Genomic DNA, 22,108 nt, shown 5'->3' with positions numbered 1-22,108 from the left:
CGGTGACGGTGGTTTGTACTGTTTTAATTACAACGTTGATTTATACTAAACGCTGCCAAAAAAATTTGACTTATGATACCCTCCCAGCCCGTTTGGAGCCAGTTCTTATAGGGGTAGTAAATGCTAAACAATAAAAATAATTGTATAAAATTATCAATAACACAAAATTGTATTGATGTATTTTCGCATTTTTCTCATCTGCCTCATGCCATACTGCTCGACTCTGCTAATAGCGACCATGTAAATAGTCGCTACGACATAATTTCCATAGAACCTGAACACTTGCTTGAAGTGAGCGATAACAAAACATTATTCAATGGCGAGCCAAGTAAGCTAACCTGTTTTGAGATAATGAATACCCATTTGCGCAAACTCAGTAACACAAAAGCACCTTTTGACTTGCCCTTTAATGGAGGTTGGTTAGGTTATTTCGGCTATGACTTGGGTCGTATAATTGAAAAAATGCCAACCATAGCAGAGCAAGATATACACTTACCGCAAATGGCTGTAGGCCTTTATTTAGATGCACTTATTTTTGATAGACAGCAAAATGCGTGGTTTTATGTTTCACAGCCACATGTTGAAAGACGCGCGCTTTACGAGAAATATCTAGCATCAACTCCGATTGACGCAAAGTTTGAGTTAACGTCTGAGTGGTTTTCTAATATGAGCCAAACCCAATACGCCAAAAAGTTTGCTGTAATTGAAGACTATTTAAAAAGCGGTGATTGTTATCAAATTAATCTAGCGCAGCGCTTTAAAGCCCAATATAGCGGTGACCCTTGGTCAGCGTATGTTAAATTACGCGAAGCTAATAAAGCGCCTTTTTCAAGTTTTATTAATCATCCTGCAGGCGCTATTTTGTCAATTTCGCCTGAGCGCTTTATATCGATCCAAAACAATATTGTAGAAACTAAACCAATAAAAGGGACACTTGCACGTAAAGCTGACGCCCACGAAGATAATGCACAAGCGTTAAAACTTGCAAACTCATCCAAAGATCGCGCAGAAAACGTGATGATTGTAGATTTACTTCGTAACGACTTGGGTAAAGTAGCCAAACCCGGCAGCGTTAAAGTGCCTTCTTTATTCGCAATTGAAAGTTTTCCGGCCGTACACCATTTAGTAAGTACAGTGACCGCCGAACTTGATATTAATAAAACAGCCGTTGATCAACTCGAGGCCGCTTTTCCTGGTGGCTCTATTACTGGAGCACCTAAAATACGCGCGATGGAAATTATAGAGGAGCTAGAACCTCATCAGCGCAGTGTTTACTGTGGCTCTATAGGTTATTTAAGTGCCTGCGGTAATATGGATACCAGTATTACTATTCGAACTTTAGTTTGTTATGAGCAGCATATTTACTGTTGGGCCGGAGGCGGAATTGTCGCTGATTCTAAAGTCGAATTGGAATACCAAGAGACTTACGATAAGGTAAATAAAATTTTACCTTTATTAAAGAGTAGGTGATCTTGAATAGTGACTTTATTAAAACCCGCTTTCAATTAAGCCCAACCGCTGCGCCAAATCAAATAAAAGACTCTCGAAATAAACGCGCCAGTGCCGTTATGTTGCCCATTATAGATGTAGCCGGACAGGCACATATTTTACTGTGTAAGCGCCCTACTTATTTGCATCATCACCCAGGTGAAATTTGCTTACCCGGTGGTAAATTTGAGGCAAGCGACAAAACGCTTCGTACAACGGCACTACGTGAATTGAAAGAAGAATTAAACATTGCGCACAAAGATGTAAATATCCTTGGCAATTTACCAGAGTACTCCACCTTAACTGGGTTTAGTATTCGTCCCTACGTATGTGTTTTGAATAAAAATACGCAGTGGGTAAATGATCACAATGAAGTACAGGCTAGCTTTTTACTCTCCTTGGATGAATTAAGTACTGAAGCTAACTGGCAACCTTTGCCATTTCAACGTTTTGGTAAAGAAATCACCCTGCAGGGGTTTGTTACCCCCCATGGGTTACTTTGGGGAGCAACTGCTAGCATTATAAAAAACTTTACAAAACAACTAGCCTTACCAGTTTAAATCTTCGTTAATAATAGTTACATGCTAACAATTCCGCGTTATTATGCTCGACCGTTCAAAGAGCAGCCTCGGGCTGAGTAAATTAATAAGAGACACACACTATGATCAGTGCATTTGATATGTTTAGCATTGGTATTGGCCCTTCGTCATCACACACCGTTGGTCCAATGCGCGCCTCACGCTTATTTGTTAATGAACTCCATGAAAAACAGCTATTAAAAAATGTTACCGATATAAAAGTAGAGTTATATGGATCGTTAGGTCAAACAGGTATAGGTCATGGTTCTGGCAAAGCTGTTGTACTTGGTTTAGCAGGCTATGACCCAGAAACAATCGATGCCGATTTAGTCGATGATATTTTATTAACTATCGAGCAAGAACAAGTTATTTATTTAAACCAAACACACAAAGCCAACTTTCCTAAGCAAGGCGCTATTGTTTTTCATCGTCGTAAAACGCTCCCTAAGCACTCTAATGCAATGGAGATTATTGCTTCAAATAATGGTGAAAAGCTTTATAGCAAAGTGTACTACTCTATCGGCGGCGGCTTTATTGTTACCGACGAAGAATTTGAAAACGAAAAGCAAGCAGCGCTCGATATTAGAGAAGAAAACCCAGCACCTTACCCTTTCAGTAGCGCAAAAGAGCTACTTGAAATGTGTAAAGACTCAGGCCTCAGTGTATCTAGCTTGATGATGAAAAACGAACGCACACTTCGAACCGAAGACGCTATAAAAGATGAGTTATTTCATATTTGGCAAGTAATGAAAGCCTGTATTGAACGCGGAATGCGTACAGAAGGAATTTTACCTGGCGGTTTAAAAGTAAAACGACGTGCCCCCAGCCTATACTTAAAACTGAATATCGAAGTGAGCAACGATCCACTCAGAGCAATGGATTGGGTCGACCTATTTGCACTTGCCGTTAATGAAGAAAATGCCGCCGGTGGACGAGTGGTAACAGCCCCCACTAATGGTGCTGCAGGCATTCTACCCGCTGTGCTTATGTACTATCATACATTTGTAAAAGAAGTAGACCGCGACATTGCCACGCGTTATTTACTAACAGCCGCTGCAATTGGTATTTTATATAAAAAAAATGCGTCTATTTCTGGTGCCGAAGTGGGCTGCCAAGGCGAAGTGGGTGTAGCGTGTTCAATGGCCGCCGGAGCATTAACTGAAATTGTGGGTGGTAATGTTGTACAAGTTGAAAACGCAGCTGAAATAGGCATGGAGCATAATTTAGGTTTAACGTGCGACCCTGTTGGCGGCTTAGTGCAAGTTCCTTGTATTGAGCGTAATGCGATGGGGGCTATAAAAGCCATCAATGCTTCTCGATTGGCAATTCGTGGTAGTGGCGAGCAAAAAGTATCACTTGATAAAGTAATAAAAACCATGCTTGAAACAGGTAATGATATGAAAACAAAATACAAAGAAACCGCGCGCGGTGGTTTAGCCGTTAACATTATCGAGTGTTAGGCTAACCTTAAACAAAAAAACCGACTATTAATAAATAGTCGGTTTTTTTTGTTATCAGACCCAGTGCTACTTTACAGGTAACTCTATATCTTCAAATAACTTATCTACATCATCTTGATTACGTAATAAACTCGCGCGCTCCACTCGCTCTTTAGTTAAATGCGGCGCAAATCGTTCTATAAAGTCATACATATAAGTACGTAAAAAGCTGCCTTTTCTAAAGCCAATTTTTGTAGTGCTAGCTTCAAATAAGTGACTTGCATCAATGCAGACTAAATCAGTATCAGTGATTTCATCAATCGCCATTGAAGCCACTACCCCTACGCCAAGCCCTAAACGAACATAGGTTTTAATTACATCGGCATCAGTCGCCGTAAATACAATATGCGGCTCTAACCCATGGGCGCTAAATGCTTTGTCTAATTCAGAGCGACCCGTGAAACCAAATACATAAGTAATTAGCGGGTATTCGGCAATATCTGCTACCGTTAAACTATTGGCTTTTTTAGCCAGTGGATGATCCTTTGCAACAACAATACTGCGATTCCAATGATAACAAGGCAACATAACTAAATCAGAGTATAAATGAAGCGCTTCAGTTGCAATGGCAAAATCGGCATCGCCCCTTGCTGCGGCATCAGATATTTGTTGCGGTGTACCTTGGTGCATATGTAGTGATACTGCAGGGTATTTTTTCATAAACCCCTGAATCACACTAGGTAAAGCATAACGTGCTTGAGTGTGCGTTGTTGCTATATTGAGCTTACCTTGGTCTGGTAATGTGTGCTCGTTAGCTACCGCTTTTATACCTTCTACCTTTGAAAGTATCTCTCGCGAGATATTTATAATATCTTCACCGGCACTAGTTACATGCGTTAAATGCTTGCCACTTCGCCCAAAAATTTGAACACCTAACTCATCTTCTAACATACGTACTTGTTTAGAAATACCAGGCTGTGAGGTAAATAAACTCTCAGCCGTTGCTGAAACATTTAATTTATGATTTTGTACTTCTACTATGTATCTGAGTTGTTGTAATTTCATGGTTGCATTTTTACGTTGTAATTTATTATAAATAAAGGCAATTCTATAAAGCTAGATCAGTTTTACTGGTAGCGTTGACTAAGCTTATAGCGTGCATTTATCGAAGTGGTGCTCAAGGCTAGCATAATAAATATACTTGAGGTAGCCAAGATTAGACGAATTAATCTCATAGTCCTTATATTTAACGACAGTTAATTTACCTAATTTGAAGTTAATTCGCGCAAAACTACCCCGATAGCTTATATTTAATGTAATATTAAAAAATTAGGTTATGAATCCGAGAATTACACCATGATCGTGTCTATTATAATTGTCCTTATAGTTGCTTTGGTTGTGATTGCACTTTGGGTAAGTGCTGTTCAGCAACACAAAGAAAAACAAGAAAATGAGCGCCGAAAAGAACTCACAAAACAAAAGGCGATCATTGAAGAAACTGAAGAAGCTTTAATGAACCAGGCTAATATTCCGCTATCTGAAAACGTTATTCGAGTTTTGCAAAGCCGAATTGCCGAAGCACTCAAAACAATGGTTACGCATTCGCCAACCTCAAAAGCGCTAAAGGGTCGTTTAGAAGAAATGAAACAGCATCTCTCTAACCCGGTGCAAGGAACCAGTAGTGAGTCATTAGCATTACCAAGTAACGACAAACAGCTTGTTGCGCTAATTCAGGGGATTAAAAAATTACGTGTGATCCTACGTTCTGAACACACTAAGGGCCGTGTTAATAGCCAAGTATTTACAGGCGAAGACAAACTGCTTGAGAAATTACAGCTTAAAATAAATATAGAAAGCCAAATTAAACGCGGTATTTCGGCACGTTCTGCGAGTATGGTTGGCTCTGCTAGACAATATTTTGAAAAAGCCTACGCAACGCTTAGTGCAGTGCCTTATTCAGACGAATATGTAAATGCTAAACGTCAAGAAGTGGAACGTTACTTAGAGGAAATTAGCGTCGAGCTAAAAGCATCTAACGCAAGCGCCCTAAAAAAGAAAAACGAGCAAGAACAAGACGATTTAGATGTGCTGTTTGCTCCAAAAAAGAAATGGTAACAGCAGCTTTCCACTGAATAATAAAAAAAGCCCATACTGTGTATGGGCTTTTTTAGCATTAAATTTTATAACCGAGAGTTTAGCTTCCCCAACAGGGATAAATCACATAACGTCGCTGGTAGTTATATATCAAAACAAAACTTTGTTATTTATGATAAAAACGCGAATTTAACAATAAATAACACGGTTAATATCCATACACTAATTGTTATTTCACTGCGTTTACCACAAAGCAACTTAACCGCCGTATATGAAATAAAGCCAAGCGCAATACCATGCGCAATTGAAAACGTAAGCGGCGTCATTAACAGCACAACGGCTACTGGAATAGCGTCTGTCATATCGTCCCAGTCCACAAACTTTAGGTTTTGTAACATAAGTACAGCAACATATAAGATTGCGCCCGCTGTTGCATAAGCTGGTACCATATTAGCTAACGGTGCAAAGAACATCATTAGCAAAAAGCAGCAACCAACTACCACTGCAGTTAAACCTGTACGCCCACCAACAGATACACCCGCAACTGACTCTATATAAGATGTGGTTGTTGAGGTACCTAACATTGCACCTGCAATGGTAGCTGAGCTATCGGCACTGAGTGCACGTCCTAAGCGTGGCATGTTTCCTTTTTCATCTGCAAGACCAGCCTTTTGCGTTACAGCTACAAGAGTACCTGACGTGTCAAACAAATCGACAAACAAAAATGCAAAAATAACACTAAGCATTGAAAGTTCTAAAGCAGCAGCAAAATCCAACTGCATAAAAGTAGGTAAAATTGAAGGCGGTGCAGCAATAATTCCCTGGTATTCAACTAAACCTAAACCAAGTGAGATAGCAGTAACCAATAAAATACTGATCAACACTCCACTTTTAAAATCACGATATAACAATGCCGTAATAATAAAAAAGCTAAATATAGCCAGTAACGGTCCCGCAGATGTTATGTCACCCAACTGCACAAATGTAGCGGGGCTTGCCACAATAATGCCTGCATTTTTAAGTGCTATTAAGGCTAAAAATGCGCCAATGCCTGTCGCAATAGCCCGTTTTAAAACTAATGGAATGGCATTTATTATCCATTCTCTAACCTTAAATAAACTTAATAATAAAAATATACAACCCGACATAAATACTGCGCCCAACGCAGCTTCCCAGGTGTATCCCATACCTAATACAACGCCATACGTAAAGAAGGCGTTTAACCCCATGCCAGGTGCTAAAGCTAATGGGTAATTGGCCCATAACCCCATGATAAAACAACCTATTGCAGCAGCAATACAAGTAGCAACAAAAGCAGCACCTTGATCCATTCCCGCTTCTGCTAACATCGCAGGGTTCACGAATACAATGTAAACCATTGTGATAAAAGTAGTCATTCCGGCGATGCATTCTCGACGAACCGTGGACCCATTTTCGTTAATTTTAAATAAAGCTTCTAACATAATGAACTTACAACAATAAAAAGTAGCGAGATTTTATCATAAAAAGTATATTTTTCAGGACATTTTACCTTGCGATATACTAAACTATTGAAGTAGTTAACTATACCGAATGACAGCATATGATAAAAACCACACCAACAGGTTATGATTTAGAACAACAATTAGACAATATTTTGTCTTTTGTGACACAACCAGGCGATACTAATTCGTCACCTGAAAATGAAAACTCTCAACAAAGTACGCTGAATAAGGCGCTATATTATTTAAAAAATAACCAGCCTGCTTTAGCTGCAAAGTGGATGCGTTTATCGGCAATGTCAGGTGATCACCGAGGGCAATTTTATTTAGGCTTGTTTTTTGTAAAAGGCCAAGGTGTTCCACAAAGTGTATTTCATGGAGTTGCTTGGCTTAGCTTATCGAGTAGCCAGGGTCATGAGCCAGCTACAGTTGCGCTTGCTGATTTAAGAAAATATATAGAAACAAAGCGTTTTAAGGATGCCCAATGTTATGCAGCCAGTTTATATGAACAAATTCATCAATTACAATATGCCCATTTAATCCCCCCTGCCCCTTAGTAAAAGCCCGAAACTTAGCTCGTAAAAGTACTGTATACAATACAGAGCTATAATTTAAATTTATAAAAAACGTAAGCAAACCTTTTCAACCTGTATAAACAACACTCACCCAATAATATTCCAATCAAAATAAAAGCGATTAGTATCAATGATATAAACTTTAAAATTAAAATTCTTAAAAATAGACAATAAATTTGTATAAAAAAATAGCAAAAAAACACTTGCGCCATAACACTGTATAAACTACTGTATGCATGTACTGTATATAAACCCAGTGAGCGAGATGATATGTTACAGCCAATAACCGTAAGAACAGTAAAAAGCTATCAACAAGACGAACTATCTGATTGTGTTAACGTGATTCAAATTGAAGATGATATATCGGCAACGTTTGAGCTGTTAAAGGTGCTACACCAGTATAATAGTTTAAATGCTTGGACTTTATTAATCGCACCAGATCATGTTCCTAGTAAAGCTTTGCTTGATTCATGTTCAATAGACACAAGTAAACTATTAGTCATTAGGCAAAAACATTTAGTAAATTTAGAATATGTACTGCGTAGCGCACTGCATAATGGTAACTTTGCAGCGGTCATTACATGGACTGATATGTTAAACAATCAGTTATTGAGCAACTTATCGCTTAACTTAAGTAACACAAAAACAAAGTTATACTGTTTTACTAAAAATTCTGACGTACTTGATATACCTTACATACAGCAAGCTTGCTAAAATGATGTTTTAAATCTTATGTAACAATTATGAATTATTTAAATAACAACACTTGTTTTTGTGGAAACCAAAAAAATTACGAAGATTGCTGTGAACCACTGCTATTAGGTGATAAACAAGCAGAAACACCCGAGCAGTTAATGCGCTCTAGGTATACAGCTTACGTACAAAAAAATGCTAAATACGTATACCAAACATATGCAAGTGAAAAGCAAGCTGAAAACCCTGTAAATGAAATTAAAGAATTTGCGACCAGTTGTCGATTTGTAAGCTTATCTGTTATTGAAACAAACAGCGATGAAAATAAAGGGGTCGTTGAGTTTAAAGCTACCTATTTTTATCAAAACCTATATTGTGTGTTACATGAGCGCTCTCAATTTATAAAAGAGCAAAACCAGTGGCGATATCTCGATGGTATTATATTTCCAGTCGCTGATATAAAAGTTGGCAGGAATGATGATTGCCCTTGTGGCAGCGCAAAAAAATACAAAAAATGCCATAGCGCGTAATCCCCTCTTTTTAAGTGAAGTACATTATTTACTTCACTCCGTTGCTAATTAAATACTCACATTTAATGCATAGCTTCGTAAATTTATTAAACACAACTTCCTCTATAACTTTTAGGTTTAGTACTACCCCTATTAATTAAGTGGTTAATATTTAAGGAAAAAGTAGTGTTAATAACAATTCAACAGTTAAAGCCCTAAAACGATGTAAAATACTTTGAGCTAGCTCAAAAGAAAAAAGCTTGAAGGTAATCTATAGGCATAAAAAATGGGCCAATGGCCCATTTAAATAATTTGATATGCACAAACGCTAATTATTACTCGTCGTTATCAAGGTCTAGCTGTTGACGCTGTGCAGGTTTTGCCAATATTTCTAAGTAAAAAGACATCAATTCTTGCTTTTCAATATCGCTAATACAGTTGCTGATTTCAGCTACATGAACCACTTGCGCATCTTCAACCGTTTTACCAAACTTACAGTCAAATGCCCAATAATCTGCATCTTCTGGTAGAGTTTTGTTGCGCTCTCTTTTCAAATATTTTTTCACTTCATGCTTTGCAGCATCAACCATACGAGGGTATTTGATTTTCTCGTGATTTAGCGTGAATGTTTTCTTCATTACGTTCCTAATTACCTTGGTTTAATGATAACGGCATTCATGTCATACCATTTGTAGCCATTATAGCAATTGCATTTAATTTTTGGATGCTTTTTTTACATTAAATCAATTTTTAGTCAATTCGGATTTGGTGCAGTCGTAAAATTTAATCAGTGATGGGTAGTGTAACTAGACACTATTTGATGAAATCATAAATTATGCCATCGTCAAATGTAATGGTTCACGCTGATTTACGTCTGTTAGAACGTCATAAAAGCCTGCGACATCCATTTTTGGATTATCTATTTCTATTTCGTCTTTTTGTAAACGCCTGCGCACAGCAAGTTCACAATTATCTATAATGGGTAGGGGTATGTGGTTTACATCATCTCTAATCGAAAAGGGCTCAGGGTTTAAACACTGATTTAGCTTTATATCGGCCATGCCTTTATTCTCACCAACCGAAGACAAACGCTGTGCATTAAACTGCCCAATTAGCATATTAAATTCACTGGGTGCTAATGGCTGCTTTGGTCCTGCTCCTAATTGCTCTCTTAACTGCGCTTCTTGAGTTGTGTTATCTTCAATTTCACTTTTAGGTAAATGAAATTGACTAAAATCTAAAGCATCTTGTGAAAGCATTGCTAACAGCAATGAAAATTCACCACGGCGGTCTGCATGTACACTTTGGTTTAACCGAGTACTTAATTGCTGCTCTGTGATTAACAAATCATCGATTTGCATAGACTTTAGCCGATTGGAATGAGTAATGAATATTTATCGGCTTTATTTAAATTTTCTTTAGCTTTTTTCTTTACTTAAAGGCACATTTTGCTATTATCAGCGCCGTTGCATTGGAGGGGTTCCCGAGCGGCCAAAGGGATCAGACTGTAAATCTGACGGCTCAGCCTTCGCTGGTTCGAATCCAGCTCCCTCCACCACTTTTCTTACCGCTAAGTTAAGTGGGGCCAAATGTAACAAAAATAGTGTGGAGGGGTTCCCGAGCGGCCAAAGGGATCAGACTGTAAATCTGACGGCTCAGCCTTCGCTGGTTCGAATCCAGCTCCCTCCACCACTTCTTCTATATTCCTATATTCCTATATTCCTATATTCCTATTTTCCTATTTTCCTATTTTCCTATTTTCCTATATTCCTATATTCCTATATTCCTATATTCCTATATTCCTATATTCCTATATTCCTATATTCCTATATTCCTATATTCCTATATTCCTATATTCCTATATTCCTATATTCCTATATTCCTATATTCCTATATTCCTATATTCCTATATTCCTATATTCAAATTAGCTTAAAACACCCACTGTAAACTTGTTCCGTTTGCTTTTAGCCAATCTGATGCAATTTTATGATCAGGAAAAAATGCCTCTACTCTAGCCCAAAAGTCCTTACTGTGGTTTAAATACTGCAAATGAGCAAGTTCATGCACAATTACATAATCAATCATGGCATGAGGAGCCCCTATTAGGTGTAAATTAAAAGTTAGTTCTCGCCTGCTGTTGCAACTCCCCCAACGGCGTTTATATATAGCAATACTTAATTTTTGAGGCAATTCTTCTTTCATTATTTTGCAATAATAGTTGATACGCATTTCAATATACGCCGCCAACTTCTCTTCTAAATACTGTTTAATCAAACTTTCGTATTTACCATTGTAATTTTTTACTCTAGTAGAGTGTGTTACTAACAAAACATTATTGTGTTCTTGAATATCAGATAATGAGCTTTCTAAAAAACTTAATTTAACCCAGTCAGAAAATATCTTAATTTTATTATGGATAAGGGGATACTGCTTAAGATCGACTGCATTAAGCTGCTTTTTTAATTGTGCTTCAATCCAGGGTTGCTTTTCAAGTAACCAGCTATCGATTTGTTTTTGGGCAACATAATGGGGGGCATATACAGTGACAGATTGATCATGAACCTTTATAGCGACTGTTTTTCTTCGTTTACTTTTTTTTAGTTGGTAATCAAACACTGTTTTCTCTCATTGACCTAATTTTAAGTATTCAATACAAATATTTATGCGCTAACCTGATGCAACCCTATTTTGGTTATCATCTGTGTCATTCATATGATAGCAAAATGCTTCTCTATCAGTTTGACAAAATAAATATAAAAAATAATAACTTGAAAACTATACGTTAAAAAATTGAATCAAACTCATTTTTTATACCGCTCTAGTTAATTAAGTATTTATTTATATGATGAATATATTAAACTGGCTACCTAAAGACTAATTTTTGAGCCAATATGCTATCTGCATTTTTTATTACAGACCACGACCCTAGCCTAGTAGTTAACGGCGTTTACGACCCTCTTTTAGTATCTATATCTGTTTTAATAGCAATATTTGCTTCTTTTTTTACAACCCGATTGATTGATTTAGCCAAAGAAACAAAATTTCATAATTATGAACGCCTAGCAAAGTTTACTGCCGCTGCTATATTTTCAGCCGGTATTTGGAGTATGCATTTTATCGGTATGCTGGCCTTCTCGCTCTGCACAAATATTAAATACGACCCAACAATAACTATATTGTCTTTTCTTCCTGCTTTTTTTGCTTGCCTATTTGCAATTTCTATTTTAATTAACAATAAAGCGAGCTTCAAAATACTTGGTTTATGTTCTGTATTATTAGGCGCAGGCATTGGCACAATGCATTATAGCGGCATGGCCGCTATGGAGTTGGCTCCTTTATTACGCTACGACCCACTTATGTTTGTTTTATCAATATTTGTCGCAATAGCACTTTCTTTTATTGCTCTTTATAGTCGATTTAACTTAGATAAATTTTTCCCTACATTAACGCCTCTACAAAGCCGCACCATAAGCGCAATTATTTTGGGCCTTGCTGTTGCAGGAATGCACTATATGGGCATGGCAGCAACCCGTTTTGTTGCAACTTCGCCACTGCTATTCGATGATATTAACGCATCCGCCGGTCTTACATTTGTCGCAATTGCTGTTGCTACAGCAACGGTTGCTATTACAAGCGTCGTGGCGGTTATTAACGGAATGGTTCGTTATAAAATGTTGCTAGAAGAAAAGTCTGCCGATGAGTCTCGCCTGAATGCCATACTCGAAACAGCCATCGATGCCATAGTAACGATTGATCACAGAGGGCATATTTTAAGTTTTAATGCCTCAGCCACACATATTTTTGGCTGGCAAGAACATGAAGTAAAAAACAAAAATATAAAAATGTTAATGGATGAAAAGCTCGCTAAGCATCACGATGAATACCTCTCTAATGCAAAAGATGTTAACTCAAACAAGGTGCTCGGTGTAAACCGTGAAATTTTTGCAAAACACAAAGAAGGCCATCTTTTTCCTATTAGAATAGGCATTGGTGAAGTTAACCAGCCAGGACAAACCCCACTTTATGTTGGTTATATCACTGATTTAACCGAACAACGTGAATTACAACGCAGCCTTGTTGAAAAAGAGCAAAAATACCGTTCTTTAATAAACAATATGCCGGGTGCTGTATTTAGATGTAGGCTAGATGATAATTGGAGTATGTTATTCATAAGCCCAAGTATTTTAGAGTTAACAGGTTATCAATCAAATGAATTTACTGAGCATTGCTTAGAGTTTAACGACCTTATTTTAAAAACTGACCAACAGGCAGTAATAGATGCAGTAACTTCAGCAGTTAAAGAAAAGCGCCAATATTCTATCGAATATAGAATTCGTCATAGAAATGGTAAAGTTTTATGGTTATTAGACCAAGGTAGTTTTTACTTTAATAATAAAGACGAAGCTCAGTGGATAGATGGCGTGCTTATTGATATCACCGAGCGTAAAGAGTACGAAGAGAAGCTCGAAATAGCACAAACAGATCCAAATGCAAAACACATCGATTTTAAAAAAGGATTAGCGTTATGGGGATCGAAGTGTAAACAGCTGACTGAAATCACTAAATTTATTAAAGACAATGACAAACGCTTCGACACACTTATAAACGAGCCTCAGCTAAACACTCAAAATAGCTATAGTTTAATACACACTTTAAAAGGGATTGCTGGAAACCTTGGTCTTATTGCACTAATGAGACTTTTAACAAATCTAGAGCAAGCTATTAAACAAGGTGAGGACGTTGATAATATTTTACAATCAATAAAAGCTGAACTGTCTGTTATTTCTCAATTGTTAACGACAAAAGAATGTGATCAAACTGATAAACCTGAAAGTAAAAACAATGTAGTGTCAATTGATGAATTAACACAGCTGTGTGAAGCACTTTATGACTCAGCACAAAACGCTGAATTAAACGATAATGCATTGACGAACCTGCAAACGTTTTCAGGTGAACCCTTTTCAGATGACATTGCCGCAATAGCTGATGCATTTGATGAATTTGATTTTGAAAATGCGATTCTCAAATTAGACACATTGATAAACAAACTAAACGATATATGAGTATATAAATGATTTTTGCTACACACAGACCTCGGGTTTTAATTGTTGATGATGAGCCTGCGAACCTTAAGGTTATGCGAGAAATACTGGGCAATCAGTACCGACTGTCCTTTGCAAAATCGGGAGAAGCAGCCTTAACATTGCTTGAAAAAGAATTACCCAAACTCATTTTACTCGACATAATGATGCCACATATGAATGGGTTTGAAGTATGTGAACACGTTAAACGTAATCCAAAAACCGCACACATCCCCATTATTTTTGTCACAGCCCTTGGTGACGAGAGCGATGAGTATAAAGGGTTTGAATTAGGTGCGGTCGACTACATAACCAAGCCAATAAGCCCTGCTATTGTAAGAGCGCGTGTTAAAACACACCTTTCTTTGGTACAAGACGAGCAATTAAAGCAAGCACATATAGATTTAGTTCAGCGCTTGGGGCGTGCCGCAGAGTATAAAGATACCGATACGGGTGAGCACATAGTTCGTATGAGCCAGTACAGTAAAGTTCTTGCGCTAGGTATTGGCATGTCAGAAAATCAAGCAGAGCTTCTGCATCAGGCAGCGCCTATGCATGATGTTGGAAAAATAGGTATTCCCGATGCAATTTTATTAAAGCCCGGAAAGTTATCAGAGCAAGAATTTGAACACATGAAAGAGCATGCCTTAATTGGCGCAAAAATTTTAGCTAATTCATCTTCTCCATTGCTTCAACTCGCGCACACATTGGCAATAGAGCATCACGAAAAATGGGATGGAACAGGTTACCCTTACGGTTTAAAAGGCGATGAAATTTCAATCGAAGGTAGAATTGTTGCTGTTGCAGATGTATTTGATGCACTCACATCTAAACGCCCATATAAAGACGCGTGGAGTGTAGAGAAAGCAGTTGCTCATATGAAAGACCAAGCAGGTAGCCACTTTGACCCAGCTATTATTGATTTATTAGTTAATAAACTAGACGAAATACTCAATATCAAGCAAAGCAATCAAGAGCGTTAACTCTTTTTAGCACTGTGCGAGCCCTGCTCAACAGATGGGTAAAACATCTTGATATGTTCATAATCATGAGATGTTATTTCATGGCTATTACCGCTTTCATCTTTAAAATATATTGAGAACGTAACACCGTGGTCGGCTAATACTGTTTTTATGTCCATTGATTTGAAGTGCGCAAGCCACGCTATAAATTGTTCTCCAGTAGCACCAAACGCAATTCCTTTGCTGCGAACTTCACCTTCAAACAATGCTAAGCGTGTTGTGGTATTTTGGTCTTGGAGTGTTAAAGGCCCTTTGCCTGTCTCGTCCCAAAACGCAAGCTCCTCAACTACTTTAAAACCAAGTACTTTTTCATACCAAGTCACTGCATTCGAAAGATTATTTACGTTTATGTGGCAGTGATCAACCCCCGATAATAAAGGCATTGTTTTGTTGCTCATATTACTCACCAATCTCTGACTTTAACTGCTCTAAAAATGCATGCATATAATGAGTGCGTCTTTGCGCTTCAGCTTTAGCTGACGGCGTGTTCATACTCTTAGCAATATTTAAAAGTTTTATAAAAAAATGATCTAAAGTAAATTTTTTATCGTCAGGCTCTCTAGTTGTACAAAAAGGATCATCAGGGCTGTAAAGTAAGCGCCCTATAGAACCCCCTACTTTCATGCAACGGCTAACACCAATGGCACCAAGAGCATCCATTCTATCTGCATCTTGTACTATTTGCGCCTCAAGCGTTTTAATTTTAATGTTAGCACTAAAGCTATGTGCCGCTATTGCATGATGAATTTCTTCAAACAAGTTTGCGTCATAACCTAAGCCTTTTAAAAACCCAATCGCTTTATCGGCTGCCATAGTCGATGCTTTGGCTCTGTCAGGGTGATTTTTAGCCACTGCGACACAGTCGTGTAACCATGCTGCAGGCAAAACAATCGCCATATTGGCATTTTCAGCTTCACAAAGTTGTATTGCCACTCTAACCACACGTTCTATATGGGTAATATCATGAGCAACATCAGCATGTTTAAGCGATTTAATAAAGTCACGACATTGCCCAGAGAGTATTTGTAATGCGGGAGATAACGTGGTTTCTGCCAAGGTAGTTTCCAAAAATTTATTAACATATTGAATTAGTAATACTTTACCGCGCTTTATAGGCTTCATGCAAAACATTCATTGTATGTTGCCCCTGCCTTGACTAAAATACAGCGCTTATTTAATACAACCGAGAAGCCTTATGTCATCTGCCGTTTATCTCCAAGCTGGTCGCGATAAATCATTAAAAAGAAAACACCCATGGTTATTTTCAAAAGCCATTAAAAAGATCAAAGGTAAACCGGGACTGGGCGATACGGTAACTATTCACGACAGTGAAGGTAAATATTTAGCAACAGCAGCCTATAGCCCGCATTCTCAGATCCGAGCGCGTGTTTGGAGCTTTGACGAAAAAGAAATTATAGATCAACACTTTTTTGAGAGACGCTTACGCCGAGCACTTGAAGCTCGTAGCCAAGTAATTGAAGAAGGTGGATTAACTGGTTACCGATTATGTGCCGCTGAGTCTGATTACTTACCGGGTGTTACAATCGATAAGTTTGATAATGTACTTGTATGCCAACTACTAAGCGCAGGTGCAGAGCGCCACAAAGGTGAAATTGTAGGCGCACTGATGGCTATATTTCCAGGCAGCAGTATTTACGAGCGTTCAGACGTGGACGTACGAACAAAAGAAGGGTTAGAGCCAATTAAAGGGATACTCTGGGGCTCAGAGCCAACGCAGCCAGTGCTTATTGAAGAAAATGGTTTAAAGCTTGAGGTAGATATTTTAGAAGGTCATAAAACCGGATTTTACCTAGATCAACGCGATAGCCGTGCAGCACTTGAGCGTTTTTCAAAAGATAAAACTGTTCTTAACTGCTTTAGCTACACAGGGACATTCTCACTTTATGCGCTGCGTGGTGGCTGTACACATGTTACCAACGTTGACGTATCACAACCAGCACTCGATACCGCTAAACGTAATGTTGAGCATAATAAATTAGATTTAAATAAAGTCGATTTTGTTAAGCAAGATGTTTTTAAACTTTTACGCCAGTACAGAGACGAAGGTAAACAGTTCGACACCATTGTTATGGACCCACCTAAATTTGCCGACAACAAGGCACAGTTAACAGGTGCATGCAGGGGCTATAAAGATATCAATATGATAGCTATGCAAATATTAAAGCCAGGCGGCACACTATTAACATTCTCTTGCTCGGGCTTAATGGAACAAAACTTATTTCAGAAAGTAGTTGCAGACGCAGCACTAGACGCGGGTAAAGACTTGTTAATAATGGAGCGTTTAAACCAAGCAGCTGACCACCCAATTGCGGGCAGCTACCCTGAAGGCTTTTACTTAAAAGGGCTTATCTGTAAAGTTTATTAATTAAACTCTATTATCTCAAGCCCTGCCGTAATCGTGCCATCATCTTCTTTGCTGGCACGTATTACCTTAGCAGTCGCTTTTAAAGGGGCAATACTTGGATGAGTTGATGCAATATCAACAGACAAAAGTGTATTTGGTTCTAATAAATCATCTAAATGCAGCGACAATCCCGTTGCACTTAAGTCTACGCATTCAGCAGTGTAAGTTAAGCCGGCAACCGGCTCGATAGTTGTAAGCATTGCAGTAGCGTTCACCTGCATGCGTCTATAGTTTCGTTTATCTTCTGTGAACATAATTCCCTCTAAACTATTGTGTTTATTTGCTCTAACAGTGCACTTATGGCAAACGGTTTGACTACATAAGCATCACAACCGGCGTCAAAACCTGTTTTCTTCTCAAGCTCAGACTCAAGGCCTGACACCATAACCACAGGAATGTTTTTAGTTTCTGGCGTATGTTTTAGCATTCTGCATGTATCATAGCCATCAAGGCCTGGCATACATACATCGAGTAAAATAATGTCAGGAGGATTGGCAATTGCAGACGCAAGACAATTCTGACCAGAGTCAGCATAACTAACGTCAAATTTAGACTCTAGTGCAGGTTTAAGCATTTCGTAATTAAAATACTCATCATCTACAACTAATAGTCGTTTTGTTTTAGGTTCAATCACCGAGGACATGCTTATGTCGTTTCCTTCTCAAAACAAAAATAAATCCTACCTTTAAGGTACTAACCTTCTTGATAAATGCAAGCATTATTCAACTTCTTTTATAGCATTTAAAATTCGTTTAGACGAAATAGGGTAAGGCGTTCCTAGCGTTTGTGCAAATAATGAAACTCTTAGCTCTTGTTGCATCCAAAATATAGCTTCTATCTCGCTGGGTATTGGCATACCTTTGGGTATTTTATTAGTCAGCTTTTTATACTCAGCTGCCACTTTATCAAGCTCAAGTACACACACTCTGTCTCTGTTTGGGTCAACAGGGAGCTTTTCTAATCGCTTTTGAATCGCTTTCAAATAACGAATTAAATCAGTCAGCTTAGTCGCACCATGTTGACTAACAAACCCTTTAAAAATTAACGACTCAAGCTGAGACTTAATATCGCCATGCGCAGTGATCATGGTCAAATCAACCCGCCCTTTCATTTTTTTATGTAGCGCATGCGCAATGCTAAGAACTTGTTCAACGTGAATAGCTATATCGACTACAGCGTCACCTAGCTCGCCACGTATTTCTTCTTTTACACTTTCAAACTCACTGCTCGTTCTAATATCGCCATATTTGAGTAATAAGCTATCAACACCCGCGGCAATACAATCATTAATTAAATCGGCTATTTTTCCAAAAGGATTAAAGTACAATCCCAACTTAGCCTTATTAGGCAGATTTTGCTGTAAATATTTAATAGGTGAAGGCACATTTAATAATACCAATCGGCGAAGGCCTTGCTGGTGTGCAATCTGTGCCTTTATTTCGTTATCAAATAGCTCAACCGCAGCACTTGATTTTTTATCCACCAGCGCTGGATACGCTTTTATTTCGTACTGGCCTTGCTTTTTAACGTAAGACTTAGGTAGTTCACCAAAGTTCCATTGTGTTAAGTCTGCTTTTTCTATACCGTCATCCGCAACTTTAGAAAGTGTTTCGGTTACCTCTCCTTGAAGCTCTGCTTTGAGCTTCGCAAGGTCTAGACCGCGAGCCAGTAATTTATTGTGCTCATCGCGTACTTCAAAATGTAAGCGTAAATGAGAAGCAAGTGATGTTAAATCCCACGCTTCAGGATCAACGCGTACACCGGTCATTCTCAACAAACGTGTGGTAAGTGCGTCAAGCAACGTGCCTTGCATCGGCTCTACCGCCGCAATAACAGCATCGGCATAATTAGGAGCGGGCACAAAGTTACGTCGAAGTGATTTTGGTAGCGATTTAATCAAGCCACTAACAAGTTCGTGCCTAAACGCAGGGATATGCCAATCAAAGCCGGTTTCTTGCAATTGATTTAATAAGGCAACGGGTATTTGCACCGCAACACCATCAACCGCTTGACCTGGATCAAAGTGATACGTAAGCGGTAATATTAAATTATCTTGCTGCCATGTATCTGGGTAATCAAACTCTGTAATACTGTTTGCGCCATGGCGCATTAACTCATCGCGAGTCATATGTAGATAGTGTTTATTTTGTTGTTTTTGAGTTTTATACCACTTAAAAAAAGCGGCTCGATTATTAATTTCTTTTGGTATTTTTTTATCGTAAAACTCAAATAAGGTTTGTTCATCAACTAAAATATCACGTCGGCGCGACTTATTTTCAAGAACTTGTATATCTTCGATTAGCTCACGGTTAAACTGTAAAAAACGCTCGTTTAAACCTAGCTCTTGTTCAACCAGTGCGGTGCGTACAAACAGCTCACGACTAACTTTAGAGTCTATATTGCTATACACACAGCGGCGCTTATTAACAACTAACAACCCATATAAAGTTTGTTGCTCAAAGGCAATAACAGCCCCAGGTTTTTTCTCCCAGTGGGGCTCAGAGTAGCTGCGTTTTACCAAATGTTGGGCTAAAGGTTCAACCCAACTGATATCGATTTTTGCATTAGTGCGCGCATACAATTTACTCGTTTCAACAAGCTCTGCTGACATAATCCATTTAGGCGCTTTTTTAAATAAACCTGACCCCGGAAAAATATGAAACTGACTATTACGCGCACCTTTGTAAGCTTGTTTTTCGTCCTTAAAACCAATATGGCTAAGCATACCGCTTAGTAAGGCTTTGTGTACGGCTTCACTATCAGCAACATCACTTGTTGCCTTCATGCCCATTTCGTTACACACAGTACTTATTTGATATACAATATCTTGCCATTCACGCAGGCGCATATAGGCTAGGAAGTCTTTTTGGCATAATTTTCTAAACTGACTGTTTGTCAGTTCGCTTTGTTGCTCTTCTAAGTAATTCCACAAATTTAAAAAGGCAATAAAGTCTGAATCAGGATCATCAAAGCGGCCGTGTTTTTCATTCGCTGCTGCGCGTTTTTCCTGAGGTCGTTCACGTGGGTCTTGAATAGATAAAGCAGCCACAATGATAATAACTTCACGAAGTGCACCTAACTTATGCGCTGTTAACACCATTTTAGCCAAACGCGGATCAACGGGTAATCGGCTCAGCTCCCTACCAGATTGCGTTAAAGCAGTTTTATTATCTCGTTTAGACGACTTTACTGCTTGTAACTCCTCAAGCAGAGTCAAACCATCATTGATATTTCTGCTATCTGGCGCTTGCACAAATGGAAATTGCGCCATGTCACCCAAGCCCAAAGCTAGCATTTGTAAAATAACAGAGGCTAAGTTTGTACGTAGAATTTCCGGGTCAGTAAACTCGGGGCGAGATAAAAAGTCATCCTCAGAATACAAGCGAATACAAATACCCGCTTCAACACGCCCACAACGGCCCATACGCTGATTAGCACTTGCTTGTGAAATAGGCTCGATTGGTAAACGCTGTACTTTTGTACGGTAGCTGTAGCGACTTATGCGCGCAGTACCTGGATCTATAACATAGCGAATACCTGGCACGGTCAATGACGTTTCAGCCACGTTAGTCGATAAAATAATGTGACGGCGCGAATGCGGCGCAAATATTCGATTTTGCTCTGCATTTGATAAACGCGAATACAATGGGAGTACATCAGTGTGTTTTAAATTTCGCTTACTCAACGCGTCGGCAGTGTCACGAATTTCACGCTCACCATTTAAAAATATAAGTATGTCGCCAGGGCCTTCTGCGCACAGCTCGTCAACGGCATCAAAAATACCTTGTAACTGGTCACCTTCTGCTTCCATACCCTCTTTTTTAATATCGCTAATTGGGTTGTAACGAACATCAACAGGGAAAGTACGACCTGATACCTCAATAATTGGCGCATCGTTAAAATGCTTAGAAAAACGCTCAGGGTCAATCGTTGCTGAGGTAATTATAACTTTTAAATCTGGACGCTTAGGCAGTAAGTTTTTTAAGTACCCTAAAATAAAGTCAATGTTTAGGCTACGCTCGTGGGCTTCATCAATAATTATGGTGTCGTATTGATTTAAAAAGCGATCTTGCTGAATTTCGGCCAGTAAAATACCGTCTGTCATCAGTTTGATGTATGTGCTGTTAGAAACCTGATCACTAAAGCGGATTTTAAATCCCACTTGTTGGCCAAGTTCACACTTCATCTCATCAGCAATACGGTTTGCAACGGTGCGTGCGGCTAACCTACGTGGTTGTGTATGGCCAATAAACCCATCAACTCCACGGCCAAGCTCTAGACACATTTTAGGTATTTGCGTCGTTTTCCCCGAGCCCGTTTCACCGGCAATAATAACAACTTGGTTATTTGCTATTGCGTCTTTAATGGCTTGTTTTTTTTGACTTACAGGCAGCTGCTCAGGGTATGTTACCTGTGGCAAGTTAGCTAATCGTTTTTCTTTTGATTGTTGGCTGCGGGTTATATCTGCGGCTATTTTTTCAAGCGCATTGGCTTGTTTAGTTTCGTCGGCTATTTTTTTAACACCATGAAGGCGTTTTTTGAATATGAATTGATCTTTTTTTAAGCACGTTTTTAGCTCGCCAAACAACTGACCTAGGTTAACCACCCGCATACCTTATAAAATATGTAAAAGAGCCATAATTGTATCAAAGTTAACGGCTCGGGTTAATCCTACAAATCATTAAACACTCAGTTGTTTGACATTTAAACACATGTATCAGC

Annotated in this window: 20 protein-coding genes and 2 tRNA genes; 12 read left to right on the top strand and 10 right to left on the bottom strand. The window is 38.7% G+C overall.

Features of this window, described 5'->3' with window-relative positions; genetic code table 11:
* Positions 1-120: 120 nt before the first annotated feature.
* The 3 genes from pabB (at position 121) to MTP24_RS06280 (ending at position 3,526) form a co-directional block, all read left to right on the top strand.
* The gene (pabB, locus tag MTP24_RS06290; RefSeq protein ID WP_243533275.1) at positions 121-1,470 is read left to right on the top strand and encodes an aminodeoxychorismate synthase component I; all 1,350 of its coding nucleotides are present in this window, start codon (positions 121-123) and stop codon (positions 1,468-1,470) included.
* A gap of 2 nt (positions 1,471-1,472) precedes the next feature.
* Positions 1,473-2,048, top strand: a complete 576-nt coding sequence (locus MTP24_RS06285; protein WP_243533273.1) for a CoA pyrophosphatase — start codon at positions 1,473-1,475, stop codon at positions 2,046-2,048.
* 101 nt (positions 2,049-2,149) lie between these two features.
* Positions 2,150-3,526 (top strand): L-serine ammonia-lyase, encoded by a 1,377-nt coding sequence (locus tag MTP24_RS06280; RefSeq protein WP_243533271.1) that lies wholly within the window; start codon positions 2,150-2,152, stop codon positions 3,524-3,526.
* Positions 3,527-3,592: 66 nt separating this feature from the next.
* On the opposite strand, the gene cysB is transcribed toward MTP24_RS06280, so the two are convergent.
* Positions 3,593-4,570 (bottom strand): HTH-type transcriptional regulator CysB, encoded by a 978-nt coding sequence (cysB, locus tag MTP24_RS06275; protein ID WP_006792362.1) that lies wholly within the window; start codon positions 4,568-4,570, stop codon positions 3,593-3,595.
* 291 nt (positions 4,571-4,861) lie between these two features.
* Between cysB and MTP24_RS06270 the strand changes: the two genes are divergently transcribed.
* The gene (locus MTP24_RS06270; protein WP_243533269.1) at positions 4,862-5,620 is read left to right on the top strand and encodes a hypothetical protein; all 759 of its coding nucleotides are present in this window, start codon (positions 4,862-4,864) and stop codon (positions 5,618-5,620) included.
* Positions 5,621-5,769: 149 nt separating this feature from the next.
* On the opposite strand, the gene MTP24_RS06265 is transcribed toward MTP24_RS06270, so the two are convergent.
* Positions 5,770-7,062 carry an NCS2 family permease gene (locus MTP24_RS06265; RefSeq protein ID WP_243533267.1) on the bottom strand — a complete coding sequence of 431 codons (1,293 nt, stop codon included), beginning with the start codon at positions 7,060-7,062 and terminating at the stop codon, positions 5,770-5,772.
* 119 nt (positions 7,063-7,181) lie between these two features.
* On the opposite strand from MTP24_RS06265, the gene MTP24_RS06260 reads away from it, so the two are divergent.
* From MTP24_RS06260 to MTP24_RS06250, 3 genes are all read left to right on the top strand, one after another.
* Positions 7,182-7,637, top strand: a complete 456-nt coding sequence (locus MTP24_RS06260; protein ID WP_243533265.1) for a sel1 repeat family protein — start codon at positions 7,182-7,184, stop codon at positions 7,635-7,637.
* 288 nt (positions 7,638-7,925) lie between these two features.
* The gene (locus MTP24_RS06255) at positions 7,926-8,369 is read left to right on the top strand and encodes a SulA-like leucine-rich domain-containing protein (RefSeq protein ID WP_006792358.1); all 444 of its coding nucleotides are present in this window, start codon (positions 7,926-7,928) and stop codon (positions 8,367-8,369) included.
* Between the two features lie 29 nt (positions 8,370-8,398).
* Positions 8,399-8,878 carry a YchJ family metal-binding protein gene (locus tag MTP24_RS06250; RefSeq protein ID WP_243533263.1) on the top strand — a complete coding sequence of 160 codons (480 nt, stop codon included), beginning with the start codon at positions 8,399-8,401 and terminating at the stop codon, positions 8,876-8,878.
* A gap of 314 nt (positions 8,879-9,192) precedes the next feature.
* On the opposite strand, the gene MTP24_RS06245 is transcribed toward MTP24_RS06250, so the two are convergent.
* Positions 9,193-9,495: a DUF6172 family protein gene (locus tag MTP24_RS06245; RefSeq protein WP_006792356.1), complete on the bottom strand. Its 303-nt coding sequence runs from the start codon at positions 9,493-9,495 to the stop codon at positions 9,193-9,195.
* Positions 9,496-9,690: 195 nt separating this feature from the next.
* Positions 9,691-10,218: a VC2046/SO_2500 family protein gene (locus MTP24_RS06240; RefSeq protein ID WP_039036723.1), complete on the bottom strand. Its 528-nt coding sequence runs from the start codon at positions 10,216-10,218 to the stop codon at positions 9,691-9,693.
* 112 nt (positions 10,219-10,330) lie between these two features.
* On the opposite strand from MTP24_RS06240, the gene MTP24_RS06235 reads away from it, so the two are divergent.
* Positions 10,331-10,415: transfer RNA gene (locus MTP24_RS06235), tRNA-Tyr, on the top strand.
* 49 nt (positions 10,416-10,464) lie between these two features.
* Positions 10,465-10,549, top strand: a tRNA-Tyr gene (locus MTP24_RS06230).
* A 238-nt stretch (positions 10,550-10,787) separates the two neighbouring features.
* Here the strand turns inward: MTP24_RS06230 and MTP24_RS06225 are convergent.
* Positions 10,788-11,474: a SprT family zinc-dependent metalloprotease gene (locus MTP24_RS06225; RefSeq protein WP_243533261.1), complete on the bottom strand. Its 687-nt coding sequence runs from the start codon at positions 11,472-11,474 to the stop codon at positions 10,788-10,790.
* 275 nt (positions 11,475-11,749) lie between these two features.
* Between MTP24_RS06225 and MTP24_RS06220 the strand changes: the two genes are divergently transcribed.
* Both MTP24_RS06220 and MTP24_RS06215 read left to right on the top strand, forming a co-directional pair.
* Positions 11,750-13,921, top strand: a complete 2,172-nt coding sequence (locus tag MTP24_RS06220; RefSeq protein WP_243533259.1) for an MHYT domain-containing protein — start codon at positions 11,750-11,752, stop codon at positions 13,919-13,921.
* 8 nt (positions 13,922-13,929) lie between these two features.
* A complete protein-coding gene (locus tag MTP24_RS06215; protein ID WP_243533257.1) occupies positions 13,930-14,922 on the top strand; it encodes a two-component system response regulator in 993 nt (330 codons plus the stop codon).
* Here MTP24_RS06215 and MTP24_RS06210 read toward each other — a convergent pair.
* Entirely contained in the window at positions 14,919-15,359 is a 441-nt protein-coding gene (locus MTP24_RS06210; RefSeq protein WP_203983967.1) for a VOC family protein, read from the bottom strand. The genes MTP24_RS06215 and MTP24_RS06210 overlap by 4 nt on opposite strands.
* Position 15,360: 1 nt before the next feature.
* Positions 15,361-16,017 carry an HD domain-containing protein gene (locus MTP24_RS06205; protein ID WP_243533679.1) on the bottom strand — a complete coding sequence of 219 codons (657 nt, stop codon included), beginning with the start codon at positions 16,015-16,017 and terminating at the stop codon, positions 15,361-15,363.
* A gap of 139 nt (positions 16,018-16,156) precedes the next feature.
* Between MTP24_RS06205 and MTP24_RS06200 the strand changes: the two genes are divergently transcribed.
* Entirely contained in the window at positions 16,157-17,347 is a 1,191-nt protein-coding gene (locus tag MTP24_RS06200; RefSeq protein ID WP_243533255.1) for a class I SAM-dependent methyltransferase, read from the top strand.
* Here the strand turns inward: MTP24_RS06200 and MTP24_RS06195 are convergent.
* The 3 genes from MTP24_RS06195 to hrpA form a co-directional block, all read right to left on the bottom strand.
* The gene (locus tag MTP24_RS06195; protein ID WP_006792347.1) at positions 17,344-17,640 is read right to left on the bottom strand and encodes a PilZ domain-containing protein; all 297 of its coding nucleotides are present in this window, start codon (positions 17,638-17,640) and stop codon (positions 17,344-17,346) included. The genes MTP24_RS06200 and MTP24_RS06195 overlap by 4 nt on opposite strands.
* Before the next feature lie 8 nt (positions 17,641-17,648).
* Positions 17,649-18,029 (bottom strand): response regulator, encoded by a 381-nt coding sequence (locus MTP24_RS06190; RefSeq protein WP_008129771.1) that lies wholly within the window; start codon positions 18,027-18,029, stop codon positions 17,649-17,651.
* A 75-nt stretch (positions 18,030-18,104) separates the two neighbouring features.
* Positions 18,105-21,992: an ATP-dependent RNA helicase HrpA gene (hrpA, locus tag MTP24_RS06185; protein ID WP_203983971.1), complete on the bottom strand. Its 3,888-nt coding sequence runs from the start codon at positions 21,990-21,992 to the stop codon at positions 18,105-18,107.
* Positions 21,993-22,108: the final 116 nt, after the last annotated feature.

This window comes from Pseudoalteromonas sp. APM04 (assembly GCF_022809815.1).
GTDB lineage: Bacteria > Pseudomonadota > Gammaproteobacteria > Enterobacterales > Alteromonadaceae > Pseudoalteromonas > Pseudoalteromonas marina.
The sequence above is the reverse complement of the archived record's forward strand: the minus strand, read 5'-3'. Positions and strand labels throughout refer to the sequence as shown.